At 64.7% G+C, this 17,773-nt stretch carries 11 protein-coding genes; 6 read left to right on the forward strand and 5 right to left on the reverse strand.

From position 1 onward, the window contains the following. Positions 1–326 precede the first annotated feature (326 nt). The 3 genes from EB231_RS35505 to EB231_RS09675 are packed head-to-tail and all read left to right on the forward strand — an operon-like array spanning position 327 to position 9,008. Positions 327–5,363: a beta strand repeat-containing protein gene (locus EB231_RS35505; RefSeq protein WP_281411433.1), complete on the forward strand. Its 5,037-nt coding sequence runs from the start codon at positions 327–329 to the stop codon at positions 5,361–5,363. Then, complete coding sequence (locus EB231_RS35510) at positions 5,338–8,397, forward strand: autotransporter outer membrane beta-barrel domain-containing protein (RefSeq protein WP_281411434.1); 3,060 nt, start codon at positions 5,338–5,340, stop codon at positions 8,395–8,397. Before EB231_RS35505 ends, EB231_RS35510 begins: the two co-directional genes overlap by 26 nt. A 35-nt stretch (positions 8,398–8,432) precedes the next feature. Then, positions 8,433–9,008, forward strand: a complete 576-nt coding sequence (locus tag EB231_RS09675) for an invasion associated locus B family protein (RefSeq protein ID WP_172348607.1) — start codon at positions 8,433–8,435, stop codon at positions 9,006–9,008. Positions 9,009–9,071: 63 nt separating this feature from the next. Here EB231_RS09675 and coaBC read toward each other — a convergent pair whose 3' ends face one another. The 3 genes from coaBC to ubiE all read right to left on the reverse strand — a co-directional run bounded on the left by coaBC (position 9,072) and on the right by ubiE (position 13,053). After that, the gene (coaBC, locus tag EB231_RS09680; protein WP_206681903.1) at positions 9,072–10,541 is read right to left on the reverse strand and encodes a bifunctional phosphopantothenoylcysteine decarboxylase/phosphopantothenate--cysteine ligase CoaBC; all 1,470 of its coding nucleotides are present in this window, start codon (positions 10,539–10,541) and stop codon (positions 9,072–9,074) included. 90 nt (positions 10,542–10,631) lie between these two features. After that, positions 10,632–12,206, reverse strand: coding sequence for a 2-polyprenylphenol 6-hydroxylase (ubiB, locus tag EB231_RS09685; protein ID WP_172348608.1), 1,575 nt, complete (start codon positions 12,204–12,206; stop codon positions 10,632–10,634). 70 nt (positions 12,207–12,276) lie between these two features. After that, positions 12,277–13,053 (reverse strand): bifunctional demethylmenaquinone methyltransferase/2-methoxy-6-polyprenyl-1,4-benzoquinol methylase UbiE, encoded by a 777-nt coding sequence (gene ubiE, locus EB231_RS09690; RefSeq protein WP_172348609.1) that lies wholly within the window; start codon positions 13,051–13,053, stop codon positions 12,277–12,279. A 134-nt stretch (positions 13,054–13,187) separates the two neighbouring features. Here ubiE and EB231_RS09695 point away from each other — a divergent pair, with 134 nt between their 5' ends. The 3 genes from EB231_RS09695 (at position 13,188) to EB231_RS09705 (ending at position 15,625) form a co-directional block, all read left to right on the forward strand. Continuing rightward, a complete protein-coding gene (locus EB231_RS09695; RefSeq protein WP_172348610.1) occupies positions 13,188–14,162 on the forward strand; it encodes an adenosine deaminase in 975 nt (324 codons plus the stop codon). 148 nt (positions 14,163–14,310) lie between these two features. Then, complete coding sequence (upp, locus tag EB231_RS09700; RefSeq protein ID WP_010911460.1) at positions 14,311–14,940, forward strand: uracil phosphoribosyltransferase; 630 nt, start codon at positions 14,311–14,313, stop codon at positions 14,938–14,940. A gap of 121 nt (positions 14,941–15,061) precedes the next feature. Next, complete coding sequence (locus EB231_RS09705; protein ID WP_172348611.1) at positions 15,062–15,625, forward strand: TIGR02281 family clan AA aspartic protease; 564 nt, start codon at positions 15,062–15,064, stop codon at positions 15,623–15,625. An 18-nt stretch (positions 15,626–15,643) separates the two neighbouring features. On the opposite strand, the gene deoA is transcribed toward EB231_RS09705, so the two are convergent. Together deoA and EB231_RS09715 are read right to left on the reverse strand one after the other, a co-directional pair. Continuing rightward, positions 15,644–16,963: a thymidine phosphorylase gene (gene deoA / locus EB231_RS09710; RefSeq protein ID WP_172348612.1), complete on the reverse strand. Its 1,320-nt coding sequence runs from the start codon at positions 16,961–16,963 to the stop codon at positions 15,644–15,646. Then, positions 16,963–17,772 (reverse strand): purine-nucleoside phosphorylase, encoded by an 810-nt coding sequence (locus tag EB231_RS09715; protein ID WP_172348613.1) that lies wholly within the window; start codon positions 17,770–17,772, stop codon positions 16,963–16,965. Before EB231_RS09715 ends, deoA begins: the two co-directional genes overlap by 1 nt. Position 17,773 lies beyond the last annotated feature (1 nt).

Genomic DNA, 17,773 nt, shown 5'->3' on the forward strand with positions numbered 1-17,773 from the left:
GCATGGGACTTATTGCAGAATGCCGGCATTTTATTGTGTGGGTTGGCGGGGGCACCAAACTCAAGGAGGGATTGAGAGCGCCTGCCTAAAGGGGGAAGTGCATGGCTTTGGTTTCAAAGCGTACTGTTGCGCGCTGGCCTTTTGGATTGACTGGCGGAGACCCAAACAAGTCGGATCAGACCCGTGAGGCCCCGCCAGAGGGGTTATCCGGGCAGGTGGGCAAACATCCTGCCGTTCTTAAAAGACGACTTGCCCTCCTGCTCGGCGCGACGGCGCTCGTCGGGCTCGTTTCGATTCATGCTCAGTCCCCGGCCCATGCGCAGCAATTGTCCATCAATACGGATGGTGCGCGGGGCGATGATGGTGACGACGGGATCGGTACCGCCGACGCCGAGCCCGGCAAATCACCGACCGCGCCGGCCACAGGCACGAATAGTGTTGGCCGCACGACCTCCGGCGAGGCCGCTTTCGTGGGCAGCGCCCGGGGTGGGCGCGGCGGAGATGGCGGCTCGGCTGTCCATGCAACTGCCGTCCCGCCTTTTGTGGAGATCAAAGGCGGTAAAGGCGGCGACGGCGCGAAGGGCGGAACGGTCGATATAACAAACAATGCATCTGGAGCCCTCGAGACATCGGGAGATAATGCTCCCGGCATATCGGGTGACGCCAGCGGTGGCGATGGCGGTAACGGTGCATGGGCATTCGCCGTCGCGGTCGGCGGCAAGGGCGGTGTCGGCGGGCGGGGTGGCGATGGCGGAACGGCGACCGTCACCACCACGATCGAAAGCAACATCATCACGCATGGCAATAATTCGAACGGCATCACCGTCAATTCCAGCGGTGGGCGAGGCGGCAATGGCGGCTTGGGCGGTGCGATCGGTGCCGGCAAGGGCGGCAATGGCGGCAATGGCGGCAATGGCGGCGACGCAAAAGGCGATAATGCCGGCTCCATTTCCACGGATGGGACCTTCTCGAAGGGTATGCTTGTGCGTTCCGCGGGCGGCGTCGCCGGTGATGGCGCAAGTGGTTTCGGTATCGTCGGCGAGGGCGGCAACGGCGGTGTGCCGACAATCGGCGGCAATGCCGAGGGGATAAATTCGGGGACCATTACCACCCGGGGAGATTTTGCCAGCGGCATGGTCGTGCAGTCGGTTGGCGGCGGCGGCGGCGATGGCGGTGGCGGCCTCGGTCTGTTCGGAGGGGGTGGCGCGGGTACGGATGGCAATGACGGCCGGGCGGCAACGGGCACCAATACCGGCAACATCACTACCAGCGGCCTAGGCGCCATTGGCATGCTGGTCGAGTCGGTTGGCGGCGGCGGCGGCGATGGCGGCGGCGCATTCGGTCTCGTTTCGATCGGTGGCAAGGCAAGTGGCGGCGGCCAGGGCGGTACGGCCACCGGCAATATTGGCGGCGTCATCAAGACCGGCGTCGATGGAAACGGCGGCGATGGCGCGCATGGCATCCTGATCCAGTCGGTTGGCGGCGGCGGTGGCAATGGCGGCTATGCCATCGGCGTAGCCCCCGCGATCTCGGTCGCCATCGGCGGCGGTGGCGGCACTGGCGGCAAGGGTGGCGTGGTCAACGTCAACCAAGCCGGCGCCGGTGTGAGCGTCGAAACGAACGGCCGTTCCGCGAGCGGCATCATCGCACAGTCGGTTGGCGGCGGCGGCGGCAATGGCGGCGGCGCCGTTGCCATCGGCGGATTGGTGGGCGTATCGGTAGGCGGGTCGGGCAATGCCGCCGGTGACGGCGACAGCGTGAACTATAAAGTTGCGAACGCCAAGGTCACCACGCTCGGGGACGATTCCATTGGCGTGCTCGTGCAGTCGGTCGGCGGCGGTGGCGGCAATGGCGGTTTTGCGCTTTCCGGCTCTACAGCCGCGGCAGTGAGTGTCGGCGGCAGCGGCGGCGCGGCAGGTAAGGGCGGCGTCGTCGACGCGACGGTCGGCGGCAGCGTCAACACGTCCGGCGATCGCGCGACAGGCATCGTCGCCCAATCGATCGGCGGCGGCGGCGGCAATGGCGGCTTTTCCGGCGCCGCTAGCTTCGGCGCCAGTGTGGGTATCGGCGGCAACGGTGCAGGCGGCGGCGATGCCGATACCGTCACGTTGCGCACGGCCGAGGGCGCGATGCAATCGATCACCACGGACGGCGCGGATTCAGCTGGCCTGATCGTACAGTCGGTCGGCGGCGGTGGCGGCAATGGCGGTTTTGCCGGCACTTTGTCGGCGATTGCCGGCTTCGGCATGGGTGGAAAAGGCGGCGCTGCCGGTAAGGGAGTGGCGACGGAAGCCACTTATAACGGTTCGGTCGAGACTTTTCGCGAAAGGTCGGCCGGTATCATCGTGCAGTCGATCGGCGGCGGTGGCGGTAATGGCGGCGGCCAGTTCGGCCTGAGCGTGAATGCAAGCGTAGGCATCGGTGGTTCAGGCGCCGGCGGCGGCGAAGCCGGGACGGCAAAATTCTTCTCGACGACAGCACTCAATGTCACGACCCATCAGTCGGATTCGGCTGGCGTCATCGTGCAGTCGGTGGGCGGCGGCGGCGGCAATGGCGGCTTTTCGTTGAATGGCGCAGGTTTGGTGGCTGCAGTCAGCATTGGCGGCAAGGCTGGCACGGCCAGCGACGCCAAGGCGGTGACGGTCGGCATCCATTCAGGATTGATTCACACCTTGGGTGACCGCTCCACCGGCATCATCGCCCAGTCGATCGGTGGCGGTGGCGGCAATGGCGGCGGCACGGCCTCGGCCGGCCTCGGTGCCAACGTCACCATCGGCGGCAAGGGCGGTGGCGGCGGCGCGGGCTGGACCGTTGATGTCACCAATGGCGCGACAGTTCACACCGAAGGTGTCCAGTCTCACGGCATCCTGGCGCAGTCGATCGGTGGCGGCGGCGGTTCAGGCGGCTTTGCCGTCTCGATTGGCGGGCCGTCCTTCTCGCTTGGCGGCGATGGCGCGTCGGGCGGTGGAAGTAAGAAGGTCTATGTCGAAAACACAGGCCAGATCAACACAGACAGGGATATGTCGATCGGCATCTTCGCGCAGTCGGTCGGTGGCTCGGGCGGTGATGGCGGGTTCGCGATGGCGGCCGGCGCCTTTGCCGCGGTAGGCATCGGGGGCAAAGGCGGGGCCGGCGGTGCCGCAGGCGAGGCAGAGGTCAAGAACACCACCAACATCACGACGAAGGGTTCTCTCTCACACGGCATTCTGGCTCAGTCGGTCGGCGGCGGTGGCGGCAATGGCGGATCTGTCGGAACGTTTGCTGTCGGTGTGTTCGGCGCAGCTTCCGTGGCGATCGGCGGCGGTGGCGGCGATGGCAATCTCAGCAACCAGGTCACGGTTACCCACAAAGGTGACATTCATGTCGGCGGCATGGGCTCGAAGGCCATCCTCGCGCAATCTGTCGGCGGCAGTGGCGGCAATGGCGGCTCGGCCTATTCAGGCGCGGTCAGCGCCGGTCTCTACGTGTCCGCCTCGGTCGGGGTTGCCGTGGGCGGCGAGGGCGGCAACGGAGGCAATGGCGGCAAGGTAACGGTTCGGGCCGATGGCAACCTGATTGCTGATACGGACGCAGCCGGTTCCGGCGGCATCGTCGCCCAGTCGATCGGCGGCGGCGGCGGTAATGGCGGTCGCGCCGCTACGATTTCGGGTGCTGCCAGCACCGGAGTCAGCGTTGCACTCGGTGTCACGGTTGGCGGCTGGGGTGGTGATGGTGGCATGAGCGACCGCGTCATCGTCGACAGCGGCATGAATGGCGGCGGCAGCATCGTTACCAAAGGCGCCAACGCGATCGGCATTCTCGCACAATCGGTGGCGGGCAGCGGCGGCAATGGCGGCGATTCCTGGGGAGCCGCGGGCGGCTTCGGGGTCAATGCCAGTATCAATGCGACGGTTACCATCGGCGGCGGCGGTGGCAAGGGCAACATCAGTGGCGATGTCTCCGTTCATAACGCCATGACGATCAACACGAGTGGGGACATGAGCGCCGCGATCGTTGCCCAGTCGATCGGCGGCGGCGGCGGCAATGGCGGGGCGACCAATGGCGCGACGGCCGATCTCGGCACTGAAAACGGCGTCAACGTCGCGGTCAACGTCGGTGTTGGCGGCGCGGGTGGCACAGGCAACAAATCCGGTGCCGTGGATGTTACGAACTCCGCCAATCTGACCACCGACGGCGATTATTCGTCCGCCATTGTTGCCCAATCGATCGGCGGCGGCGGCGGCATGGGCGGTGCAACAAACACGCAGGCGTTCCATGTCGGCGGCACCGCGGGCACGAGCGTTACCGCAAATGTCAGCATCGGCGGCAATGGCGGCGACGGCAACGATGCCGCATGCGCCGCGGACGCGGGCGGTAATGCCACTTGTTTCGACGGCAAGGTCGGTGTCGCGGTCGACAATTCGGGCGAAATCCGCACCAGCGGGTTCAACTCGGTCGGCATCCTCGCCATGTCCATCGGCGGCGGCGGCGGCGGCGGCGGCTCGGCTTCGACCAAAGAGGATATCGTCGGCCCAGGCGACGCCGGGGAAACCTCGGTCGGTATCGGCGCAGCGATCGCGCTTGGAGCCGGCGGTGCCGGCAACGGCGGCACGGTTTCGGTCACCAACCGCAATCTGATCATCACAGACGGCGCCGATTCCTATGGCATCAGCGCCAATTCGATCGGTGGTGGCGGCGGCGTCGGCGGCTCGTCCAGCTCCGGCGTGCTTGGTACCTACGCAATCGGCGGCTCGCTCGGCGGCGCGGGTGGCAAGGGTGGCAATGGCAACCAGGTCGATGTCTCCAACTTGGCCGGCGCAACGATATGGACCAAGCAGGAGCGTTCAATCGGCATCTTCGCGCAGTCGGTCGGCGGCGGTGGCGGCGCAGGTGGTGCCGGCGAAAGCAAGGGCAAGAGCGATGGCGGTGAAGTCGCGGTAAACCTGTCGCTTGGCGGCGCGGGTGACGTCGGCGGCAATGGCGGCAAGGTCAATGTCGAAAACGGCGGCATCATTCAAACCGACAAGGCCAATTCCCACGGTATCCTGGCGCAGTCGATCGGTGGCTCCGGCGGCGTCGGCGGCGCGTCGGGCACGTCATCCAACGATTCGAAGATCGCCATCACGCTGAGCCTCGGTGGGGCTGGCGGTGCCGGCGGTAGCAGCGACAAGGTTCACGTCCAGAACTTGAAGAGCGGTTCGATCCTGACGCAAGACGACAACTCGCACGGTATCTTCGCACAGTCGGTGGGCGGCGGCGGCGGCGCGGGCGGCGCGGGCTCGACGGAGACCGGCAAGGCCGAGACGGCAGTCACCATGTATATCGGCGGCCAGGCGGCAGCGGCAGCACCGGCGGCAGGTGGTCAACAACTCCGGCAGGATTGAAACGCTGGGCTATATCTCGCACGGCATTTTTGCCCAGTCGGTCGGCGGCGGCGGCGGCGCTTCGGGCGCCGCGACCGGTGCATCGGAAGCGGACATGACAATCGGTGGCGGCGCCAGCGTACCCAACGGGATTCCGATCCCGGTGATCGGCGGCCCCGACAACAAGGCCGATGGCGGCAAGGTCACCGTCACCAACGATGGCGAGATCATCACACACAAGGACGGTTCATACGGCATCTTCGCCCAGTCCATCGGCGGCGGCGGCGGTTATGGCGGAACGGTTTCGTCCGACTTCGCCGGGTCCGATTCCTTTGCCCTCAGCCTCGGCGGCAAGGGTGGCAATGGCGGCGATGGCGGCGATGTCCGGGTTGAGGTTTCCGGCTCGATCGAAACCTTTGGCGACCGCGCGCATGGCGTTGTGGCGCAGTCGGTCGGGGGCGGCGGCGGCGTGGGCGGCGATGCAAAAGGCAAAACCTCGAACGCGCTCGGCATCGGCGGCCTTGGCGGCAACGGTGGCGATGGCGGCGATGTGACCGTGATCCGCACCGGCACTATCACCACGCATGGTGTCGATGCGGTCGCCATCATCGCGCAGTCAGTCGGAGGCGGTGGCGGCATCGGCGGCGCCGGCTTCGGGCGCTTCGGGGCCACGGCGGATGGCGGCAGCGGCATCGACAACAACACCATCGGGTTCAATACGTTTGCAGGCGCCAAGGGCAATGGCGGCACGGTGACCATCGAGCAAGATGGCGCGATCGTCACTGATGGCGAGCGGGCACATGGCATCGTGGCCCAAGCGGTCGGGGGCGGCGGCGGTCTGGCCGGCACGCTCTCCACCGGCGCCGCCGGTTCCGGCGGTGGCATCGGCGATGCGGCGGCGGCGTCGGCAACGGCCATGAGCCAGGTCTGGGTGAAGGGTGCGAGCTCCTATGCGATGTTTGGACAGAGCGCGACCGGCGACGGTGATGCGCACGCGGTCGATCTGACCGCCGGAGACAGCCTGTTCGCGCAGGGCGCGGATTCGGTGGCCGTCTATGGTGAGAGCACGGCCAAGGGCGCAAAAGGCAACATCACCATAAACCTGAATGGCCAATACACGATCGGCGGCGCCGGTACCGGCGTCGCGGCCATGCTCGTCGGCGGCGCGAACAACACGCTGACCAACCACAGCCTGCTCTATGCGATGGGAGCGGCGCCGACATTCGAGATTCAGGCTTCGCAGTTCCAGGCGTTCCAGACCTTCCTGCTGGCGCCAGGTCCGGTGGTGCCGACGAACGCAATCCTGGAATCCCTGCTCGACGATTTCAGCCCGCTGGCCATCACCGGCACCTCGGGTGATGACCATGTCGACAATTCGCCGCTGGGCGACACGCTCGGACGCGTCATCGGCAACATCGATCTCGGCGGCGGCAACAACAGCTTCCACAATTTCGCCGATGCCTCGATGGTCGGGCTCAAGACCATCGATCTCGGCGGCGGGATGTACACCAATGACGGGTTGTATACAAACCAGGGCATCGGCTTGGTTGCGAAGGTCGACGTCGGCGGCGGATTTAACCAGGACGGTTCCGGCCGTTTCGTTACCGACATCGACCTCAACAACCAGACCACCGATGCTCTTGCGTTGACAGGAGCAGGCAAGTTCGATGGCACCGCGCCGCTCAATTTCCTATCCATCGACAAGCTGTTTACCGCCTATACGATAGCCACGGGGTCTTCCATGGCGGCGAATTCGCAGATCGTGGCGACGATGCCCGTGGACCATCCGGCGGCGGGCTTCAATTTCATATTCGAGGTCGAACACGGTACCGATCTGGTACTGACCACCGACAACCAGACCTTCCTGCAACTCGCGCACGATCCGCAGTCCGGCGTCAATGATCCGGGCGTGTACCAGATGGCGCAATATCTCGATGACGTCGAGGCGTCGTCCAGCCCGGACAATCCGATGGCGCGGCTGATCAACCTGGTGCGCTTCTTGCCAAGCAAAGCAGAAATTGGCGAGGCGTTGACCCGGCTGGCGCCGCACTATGCCGTGCATACGTTCGACATGATCAATCGCGAAACCGACATGATGCTGGAGGCGGCGCGCGAGTGCACCGGCGTGCCAGCCTACAAGAACGCTGATGGCCGCTGCATCTGGGCGTCGATCAGCCCGCAGGCCGAGTACAGCCGCGATGCGGGTGCTGGAACCACAAGCCGCGATGACGTCTTGAAGACGATGTCGCTTGGCGGCATCGGCGAGGTCGGCCAGAACTGGTCGCTCGGTGCCACGATCGGGCGTACAGAGTTCGATTCCAAGATCGGGTTCAACGGACAATTGCTCTCACAAACCACCGGTGAAGCCTGGCAGGCTTACGCGCTGGCCAAATACGCCAACCATAACTATTTTGCCGACTTTGCGCTTGGCGGCGGAACTGGTTCGTTCAACGGCGAACGCGACACCCATATCGATCCGGCGTTCTTCATCCCCGGCGAGACTTTGGACGGGCACTATCTGGACGCGGAAATGCTGCCGGGCATCGGCGACAGCGTTACCTACACCCAGAAAACCGCCATGTTCGGCGGCTCGGCGCGGTTCGGCGTTACCCAGCAGATGGGTGCGTTCTACCTGCAGCCTACGCTGCAGTTCGACGCGCGCTGGCTGCGCGTTTCCGGAAAGGAAGAGGGCTCGGTCGCCGCCTTCAACTTCGACGGCAGTGCAAATACATACTATTCGGCGACACCCGCGCTCGAGATCGGCACGGATATCGCGCTCAGCGATATTGCCAGCCTTCGCCTCTACGGAAAGGCCGGAGTGGAGTTCTCCAACAAGGACTGGGAAATCGAAGGCGGTTTCGCGGCGGCGCAGAATCTGCCCGGCAATCCCGCATTGCACTTGACGGAAACGGTCGATTCGCCGCTCTATCGGGTTGGCGCCGGGCTTGAGCTGAATGGCGTCAATGGCGTCGGCATGTCCGTCAGGTACAACGGCGCCTTCGGCGAAATGGTGAAACAGAACGCAGTCAGCGCGTCTCTCAAGGTCAGCTTCTAGCTGGCCCGGGACCGAGCCGGGCGGGAGGGGTCTTGATGAGGAAATACGTGTATTTCGCGGCAGTGCTGAGTGCGGCCTGCATTGTCGGTCTGCCGGCCATGGCCGCGCAGACCAAGGGTGACAAGGTGGTGGCGCCGGCCGCCGCCGATGCGCCGCAGCTGCCCGGCGGTGCATCGGCCTTGTCCGAAACCCATGGCGACTGGACGGTCAATTGCCAGATATCGGGAACAGCCAAGGTCTGCAGCCTGTCGCATCAGCAGTTCAACAAGCAGAGCAACCAGCGGCTGCTGGCGATCGAACTGTCGAGCAAGACCGGCGACGATGCGACCGGCACGCTCGCCCTGCCGTTTGGACTGGCGCTCGCCAAGGGTGTCACCCTGACAATCGACGACCAGAAGCTGGACGGCAGCCTGGCGTTCAACACCTGCCAGGTGGTCGGCTGCCTGGTGCCTGTGGCGTTCGACGCCAATATCACGCCGCTGCTCAAGAACGGCACCACGCTGAAGATCGACGCCTTCGCGGCCGATACCGGGCAAGCAGTGAGCTTTTCCATTCCGCTCAACGGCTTCAGCGGGGCGCTCGCCCGCACAGCGGAACTCTTGTCAAACTGACGGCTCAGGGCGGTATCTGATACACGGCGTCCAACAGGCGCCGCGTATCTTATCCAATGCGCGTCAAACGACTGTTGTCTTCAGCCTCTCGGCAATGAGGGCGGCGAGCCGCGCCGCCACCTCGTCCTTGGTCATCTCTGGCCATTCCTCGACACCGGTCTTCGACACGATCCGCACCCGGTTGCGATCACCACCCATGACACCCGAAGGGCCGATGCCGCTCTCGTGCGACACATCGTTGGCGACGATGAAATCGGCGCCTTTCTTCCTGAGCTTGGCCTCGGCATTGCGCAAGAGATCCTGCGTCTCGGCGGCGAAGCCGACAACAAGGCCAGGCCGCTGGCTGTGATGACCGACGCCGGCAAGGATGTCGGGGTTCTCCACCATGTGCAGCACCGGCGGGCCTTCACCCGCCACCTTCTTGATTTTTTCGCCGGCCGAATTCTCGCTGCGCCAGTCGGCGACGGCGGCAACGAACACCGCGGCGTCGGCGGGCAAAAGCTGTTCGACCGCATCGCGCATCTCCTGCGCACGTTCGACATGGATGGTCTTCACGCCGGCTGGATCGGCAATGCTCACGGGACCGGAGACGAGGTGCACATCGGCGCCGAGCCTTGCCAATGCCGCAGCGATGGCGTGGCCCTGCTTGCCGGACGAACGGTTGGCGATATAGCGCACCGGGTCGATCGGCTCATGCGTCGGGCCGGAGGTGACGATGATCTTGCGCCCTGCCAGCGGCTTGGGGCCGGCATCGAGCAGCGCCTCGACCGCGGCGACGATCTCCAGCGGTTCGGCCATGCGGCCTTCGCCGGCCTCATTGCTCTCGGCCATCTCGCCCCTGGCCGGGCCGACAAAGGTGATGCCGTCCTTGACCAATGTCGCGCGATTGCGACGTGTTGCGGCATGCGACCACATTTTCGGGTTCATCGCCGGCGCCATCAGCACGGGCTTGTCTGTGGCGATGAGCACGGTCGAGGCAAGGTCGTTGGCGTGACCGTTGGCGAGCTTGGCCATCAGGTCTGCGGTGGCGGGCGCCACCACCAGAAGGTCGGCCTCGCGTGACAGCCTGATATGGCCGACATCATGCTCATCGTTGCGGTCGAACAGTTCGGTGAAGACATGGTCGGCCGAGAGCGCGCCGGCGGAAAGCGTGGTGACGAATTCCTGTGCTGCCGATGTCATCACCACCCGCACCGCCGCCCCGCGCTCACGCAGCCGGCGGATCAGGTCGAGCGCCTTGTAGGCGGCAATGCCGCCACCGATGATGAGCAGGATGCGCTTGCCGGAAAGCGTGCCTCGTGGAAAGATCTTGCCTGCCGGAGAGGCCACCGGCGTCGCCGTACCGTGCGCACTGGTGAGTTCGCGAAGGGTCTTTTCGATCTGGTCGATACGGCTGGGTCCGATCTGGCCGTCGACAGCTGCCCGGATCATCACCCGTGCCTGTTCTTCCATCGAACGGTCATTTTCCGCCGCCAACCGGCGCAGCAACTCCTTGACCTCGTCATCAAGGTTGCGGATCGTGATGCTTGCCATCTGATTGCACTCTGCTCATCTTTATCGATAGCAATGATAGCGATGCAATCAAATCGCTGCAAGTTGCGGACCAAGCCTCGACGGTCGGGCCTAAAGAATCTTCCAGGCGATATAAACCAGCGTCAGCGCGATCACCCACAGCGCCACCCGCCCGGAGCGGCTGTAGCGCGCCTCGGCCTTGCCGATGGCACGCGCCGTGGTCTCGTCGAAGCGCAGGCCGTGCTCGGCCATCAAGTCGATCTCACGCGACAACCGGTCGGTGCGCGCGGCAAGCTCGGGCGCCTGGCGGGCGAGCGTCAGCAGCGCCTTGGCGCCGTCGCGCGCGTCGATCATCATGCCGCGCGGGCCAAGGTTGCCGGCGATCCAGCCGCCGACCACCGGTTCGGCCGTCTTCCACATGTTGAAGGCCGGATCGAGTGTGCGAGCCACGCCCTCGACCACCACCATGGTCTTCTGCAGCAGGATCAGTTCAGGCCGCGTCGCCATGTCGAAGAGTTCGGTCACCTCGAACAGCAGCGTCAGAAGCTTGGCCATCGAAATGGTCTCGGCCGGCTGGCCGTGGATCGGCTCGCCAATGGCGCGGATCGCTTGCGCGAAGGCCGCGACATTGTGCTGGCGCGGCACGTAGCCGGCCTCGAAATGCACTTCGGCGACGCGCAGGTAGTCGCGCGTGATGAAGCCGTAGAGGATTTCGGCGAGGAAGCGGCGCTCCTTCTTGCCGAGCCTGCCGGCAATCCCGAGATCGACAGCAACGATGGTGCCGTTGGCTTCGACGAACAAATTGCCGGGATGCATGTCGGCGTGGAAGAAGCCGTCGCGCAAAGTATGACGCAGGAACGACTGGATGAGGTTGGCGGCGATCGCCTTGAGGTCGTGGCCGGCGGCTTCGAGGCCCGCGATGTTGTTCATCTTGACGCCGTCGACCCATTCCATGGTCAGCACGTCGCGGCCGGTGCGTTCCCAGTCGACGGATGGCACGCGAAAGCCGGGATCGTCCTTCGTGTTCTCACCAAGTTCGGAGAGTGCCGCCGCCTCGAGGCGCAGGTCCATTTCGATCTTGGTGGTCTGCGCCAGCGTCTCGGTGACCTCGACGGGCCGCAGCCGGCGTGAGGAGGGGATGTACTTCTCCTGCAGGCGAGCGGCGAGGAAATAGCTTTCGAGATCCTGGAAGAAGCGGCGGCGCACGCCGGGCCGGATCACTTTCACCGCCACCTTGGTCGCGGCGCCGTCATGGATGGTTTCGGCGGCATGCACCTGCGCGATCGAGGCTGCGGCGACCGGGTCGCCGAACTCGGCGTAGAGATCGCCCACCTTGCGCCCGAGCGAGGCTTCGATGGCCGCGACCGCCTCGGCTTTCGGGAAGGTGTGCATCTTGTCCTGCAGCATGGCGAGATCGAGCGCCATGTCGTTGCCGACGACGTCGGGGCGCGTCGCCAGGAACTGGCCGAGCTTGACATAGGAGGGCCCGAGCCGGACCACGGCCTTGGCCAAGCGGTCGCTGCGCTCATAGTCCAGCGCGCGGCGGCGGGTGAACAGCCGCGCCAGCCGCCAGCCGAATTTCGGCAGGCCGGACAGTTCCTCGCCGGGCAAGGCGGCAACGACGCCTTCGCGCACCAGCACCCAGCCGGCCCGTACCAGCCGGAATCCTGCGCTGACCGTGCTCATGGCTGGACCGATCCCGCCGGCTCTTCGAACCGGCACAGGCCATGGCGAGGATGGGAAATGCGGTGCAGCCTCAAAGCTTCCAGCCCGAATGCAGTGCCGCGATGCCGCCGGAATAGTTGCGGAAGGAAACGCGATCGAAACCGGCGCGTGAAATCATTGCCGCGAAGTTCCGCTGGTTGGGGAATTTCGCGATCGATTCAACCAGATAGGCGTAGGGTTCGCCGTCCCCGGTGACCATCTTGCCGATCTTGGGAATGGCGTTGAACGACCAGGCTTCATAGGCCTTGTCGAGCAGCGGCATCTCGACCTCGGAAAATTCGAGGCACAGGAAGCGGCCGCCTGGCTTCAGCACGCGGAACGCTTCGCTCAGCGCGACATCGATGCGCGGCACGTTGCGGATGCCGAAAGCGATGGTGTAGGCGTCGAATGTGGCATCGGCGAAGGGCAATTCCTCGGCATTGGCCTCGACGAAATCGGTGTTGCCGGACAAGCCCTTTTTCTGCGCCCGGTCGCGGCCGACGGCGAGCATCGAGCCGTTGATGTCGAGCACGGTCGCATGCGCGTTGCCATGGCTGGCGTCGACGATGCGGAAGGCGATGTCGCCGGTGCCGCCGGCCACATCCAGAACCTTCCAGCCCGCCCGCTTCGGTGGATTGAGCCATGTCACCATGGCGTCCTTCCACAGCCGGTGCAGGCCGGCCGACATGAGGTCGTTCATCAGGTCGTAGCGGTTGGCGACCTTGTGGAAAACATCGTTGACCAGGGACTGCTTCTCGCCTTCCCCCACACGCTTGAAACCATAGGAGGTTTCCATGCCGCCCGCGGCCGTGGTTCTCTCAACTGACATTTTTTTGATCCGTCATAAAACCGGCGGGACCATAGCCGATCGATGCTGTGGGCGCTATTGTTTAAGGCGCGGTGTTCAGCCGCGCTTCCAGGTGGTGGGTTTTCAAGACCTGGACTGACCGACGGGATGTTTGAATGCCTTTGAAAGCGGAATTGCACTGCCACGTCGAAGGGGCAGCGGCGCCCGAACTCGTCATCCGGCAGGCGCAGAAATACGGCAAGGACACTTCGCCCTATATCCAGGACGGTTCCTTCGTCTGGCACGACTTTACCTCGTTTCTCGCGGCTTATGACTTTTCCGCCGATCTGTTTCGCACGGAGGAGGACTATGCGCGGCTGGCCGACCACTATCTGACCAGCCTTGCCCGCGATGGGGCGATCTACTCCGAGGTGTTCACTTCGCCGGATCATGCGACGAAAGCCGGGCTGTCGCCCAAGGCCTATACGGACGCGCTCGGCGAAGGCATGCTTCGCGCCAAGGCCAAGACGGGCATAGAGGGCCGCATGATCGTCACCGGCGTGCGCCATGTCGGCGTCGAGTCGATCGAACAGGCCGCGCGCTTCGCGGCGCGCTGCGGGCATCCGCTGGTCACCGGCTTCGGCGTCGCCGGCGATGAGCGCATCGGCGACATGGAGGACTATGTCAGGGCTTTCGAGATCGCCCGCGAGGCCGGGCTGGGCATCACCGTTCATGCCGGCGAACTGACGGGGTGGGAAACCGTGCAGGCGGCGCTCGATCATATCAAGCCCTCCCGTATCGGCCACGGTGTGCGTGCCATCGAGAATCCTGACCTTGTCCGGCGTATCGCCGAAGAGGGCATCGTTCTGGAATGCTGCCCCGGCTCCAACATCGCGCTCAAGGTGTTCGACAGTTTTGCCGATCATCCTTTTCCCGCCCTGCAGGCGGCAGGCTGCAAGGTGACGCTGAACTCCGACGATCCGCCCTATTTCTGGACCTCGCTGAAGCGCGAATACGATATCGCGGCGGAGCATTTCGCGATGAACGAGAAGGCGCTGACAGCCCTCACCAGGACCGCCATCGAGGCCGCCTTCGTCGACAGAAAGACCAAGGCGGCACTTCTGGCCCGGCTGAACGGCGCGGCGCGCTGATTTCTTCCGACAAAGCTGTGGTCGGTGGCGGCCAAGCGGTTCCTTGGCCGGTCCATTGTCGCTAGGGTTCGGCCAGGTAGCTTGAAGCGCGACACGTCCGAAAGGATCCATGCGCGCGGTTTCGGGCGACACGCATCAGGAGAACATCATGAAGGGCGTCACCGTCGTCGACCATCCGCTTGTCCAGCACAAGCTGACCATCATGCGCAAGAAGGAGACTTCGACGGCCGGCTTCCGGCGCCTCTTGCGCGAGATATCGCTGCTGCTCGGCTACGAGGTCACCCGCAATCTCGAACTGACGACGACGACCATAGAAACACCGATCGAGACCATGGAAGCGCCGACGCTGGAAGGCAAGAAACTGGTCTTCGCTTCGGTGCTGCGCGCCGGCAACGGCTTGCTGGAAGGCCTGCTCGACCTGGTGCCGGCGGCGCGCGTTGCCCATATCGGCCTCTATCGCGACCATGAGACGCTGGAGGCGGTCGAATATTTCTTCAAGGCGCCAAGTGATCTCGCCGACCGGCTGGTGATCGTGGTCGACCCGATGCTGGCGACCGCCAATTCGGCGATCGCGGCGATCGACAAGCTGAAAGGGCGCGGCGCCACCAACATCCGTTTCCTGTGCCTGTTGGCGGCACCCGAAGGCATCGAGCGCTTCACCAAGGCACATCCGGACGTTCCGGTCTTCACCGCGTCCATCGACCGGCAACTGAACGAGAAGGGCTACATCATGCCGGGTCTCGGTGACGCTGGCGATCGCATGTACGGGACGAAATAATACAGGCAAAGTTGCCTGGTAGGATTTACCAAGCGTTTACGCAAAAGACATGGTTTGGCCCCGCGTTAAAGCGGCAAACACCATCCGGCGCTAAAGGATCGACCGTAACAAAGGCCGATCCATGCTGCGCAAGCTTCTCATCCTCAGCGTCTTTGCCGGTACGTCGGCGTCGATCCCTGTCGTCTATCAATCGAATCCGCAGATTTTCGAAAACCTGCTGAAATCGACGGTGACGGCCAGACCGGAGGCGCAGACGCGACCGGATGTCAACCTGGCGTCGGTTCCCGACAAGCCGGTGGCGCCGCTGCCGACCGGCCGCAAGGTCGTCGTCGCGGCGGATGGGCGCGGACACTTCTCGTCGACCTTCAAACTCAACGGCCGTCAGGTCGACGGCATGATCGACACCGGCGCGACATTGGTCGCGGTCAATACGTCGACGGCGCGTCGGATCGGGCTGTCGCTCAATCCGTCCGATTTCAGCCATGAGGTCAACACCGCCAACGGCTCGATCAAGGCGGCTGTGGTGATGATCGACCGACTGCAGATCGGCAGCATCAGCGTCGATGGTGTGCAGGCCATCGTGCTCGACGACAAGGCGTTACGCACCAACCTGATCGGCATGAGCTTCCTCAATCGGCTCGGCAAATATCAGGCCGAAAACGGCACTCTGCTGCTCGTCCAATAGCAGGCGCTCTTGGCTCGGTCAGCCGCGCGGCAAGATCCGCCGGATGACGGTTTTGTCCGCCGGTGGTTTCGAAGCGCCGATCGCATAGGCCGAAACCACAGTCGCGGCGGCGACCTCGGCATCAGAGGGTGAGCGGGCGTGGATCAACGCCAGAGCATCTCCAACATGTACTTCCGCGCCTATGGGCAGCAGCCTGGTGATGCCGACCGCCGGGTCGACCTTATCGTCAGGCCTTGTGCGCCCGCCGCCCAGGCCAACCACCGCAAGCCCGATGTCGCGGGTGGCGATGCCGGTGACGAACCCGTTAGCCGTCGTCTTGACCACGAATTCGGTTGGCGCGTCGGGCAAATATTTTTCCGGCCTCTCGATGAAATCCGTTGGGCCGCCAAGCACCGCCACCATGCGCGCGAAGGTGGCGGCGGCGCGGCCGCTGGTAAGCGTCTCCGTGGCGCGCCGCATGCCATCCTGGTTGGACGACACCAGCCCCGCCGACTGCAGCATTTCGGCGGCCAGCGCCAGCGTCACGTCCTCCAGCCGCTTGTCGCGAAGACGGCCGGTGAGGAAATCGACGGCGTTGCGCACCTCGACGGCATTGCCGGCGGCCGAGGCCAGCGGTTCGCTCATGCCGGTGATCAGCGCCGAAACCTTTAGCCCGGTGCCGCTGGCGACCTCGACGAGGCTGTTGGCGAGCGCGGTCGCGTCGCGCGACTTCTCCATGAAGGCGCCGTTGCCGACCTTGACGTCGAGCACCAGCGAGCCCAGGCCGGCTGCCAGCTTCTTCGACAGGATCGAGGCGGTTATCAGCGGCACCGATTCCACGGTGCCGGTGACGTCACGGATGGCATAGAGCCGGCGGTCGGCCGGCGCCAGGTCGCCGGTCTGGCCGATGATGGCACAGCCCGTTTCCAGCACCGCCTTGCGAAACAGCGCGATATCGGGCTGGCTGGTGTAACCGGGGATCGCATCCATCTTGTCCAGCGTGCCGCCAGTATGGCCAAGGCCGCGGCCCGAGATCATCGGCACATAGGCGCCGCAGGCGGCGACGATCGGCGCCAGCATCAGCGAGACATTGTCGCCGACGCCGCCGGTCGAATGCTTGTCGGTGACCGGGCCGGGCAGGTCCGACCAGTCGAGCACGTCGCCGGAATCGCGCATGGCGAGCGTCAACGCCACGGCCTCGTCGCGGTTCATACCGTTGAAGAACACCGCCATGGCGAAAGCCGCGGCCTGGCCATCGGTGACGGCGCCCGAGGTCACGCCGTCGATGAAGGCAGCGATTTCACCGGCCGAGAGCCTGTGGCCGTCTCGCTTGTGGCGGATGATTTCCTGCGGAAGCATCAGCTTTCCAGCAGCCCGTCGCGGAACACTCTGTGCAGGACCGTTGCCAGCCGCGACCCGCCGACTGGCGCCATATCCTTGGTCTCCTGGTGTGAAAGCTCGGCTCCGGTCATGCCGGCGGCCAGATTGGTGATGACCGAACAGGCGGCGACGCGCAGGCCAAGGAAGCGGGCGAGAATGACTTCCGGCACCGTCGACATGCCGACGGCGTTGGCGCCCATGATGCGCGCCATGCGGATTTCGGCCGGCGTTTCGAAACAGGGGCCGGAAAACCACATATAGACGCCCTTGTGCAGCACGGTGCCGGTCGCCTTCGCGGCGCGCTCGATGGCCTTGCGGATGCCGGCATCATAGGCTTCGGTCAGGCCGACGAAGCGGCGGTCGCTCGGTTCGCCGATCAGAGGGTTGGTGCCCGAGAAATTGATGTGGTCCGTGATCAGCATCACCGATCCCGGCAACATGTCGGGATCGACTGAACCGGCGGCATTGGTGAGGATCAGTTTCGTGATGCCGATGCCGGCGAGCACTTCCAGCACCGGGCGCATCGCCGCCGCGTTGCCATGCTCGTAGTAGTGGGCGCGGCCGGACAGCATCAGTACCGGCGTGCCGGCAAACAGTCCCGCTACCACCTCACCGGCATGGCCGCTGACGCCGCTCCTGGGAAAGCCAGGCAGGTCGGCATAGGAGACGCGGACCGGGTGCTCGATCCGGTCGACAAGGCCGCCGAGGCCCGAACCCAGCACCAGCGCCGTCGACGGCGCCAGGCCGTCCAGCCTTTCGATAAGATGGTCCACCGCCTTTTCGGTCATT

The sequence above is a fragment of the Mesorhizobium sp. NZP2298 genome (assembly GCF_013170825.1).
GTDB lineage: Bacteria > Pseudomonadota > Alphaproteobacteria > Rhizobiales > Rhizobiaceae > Mesorhizobium.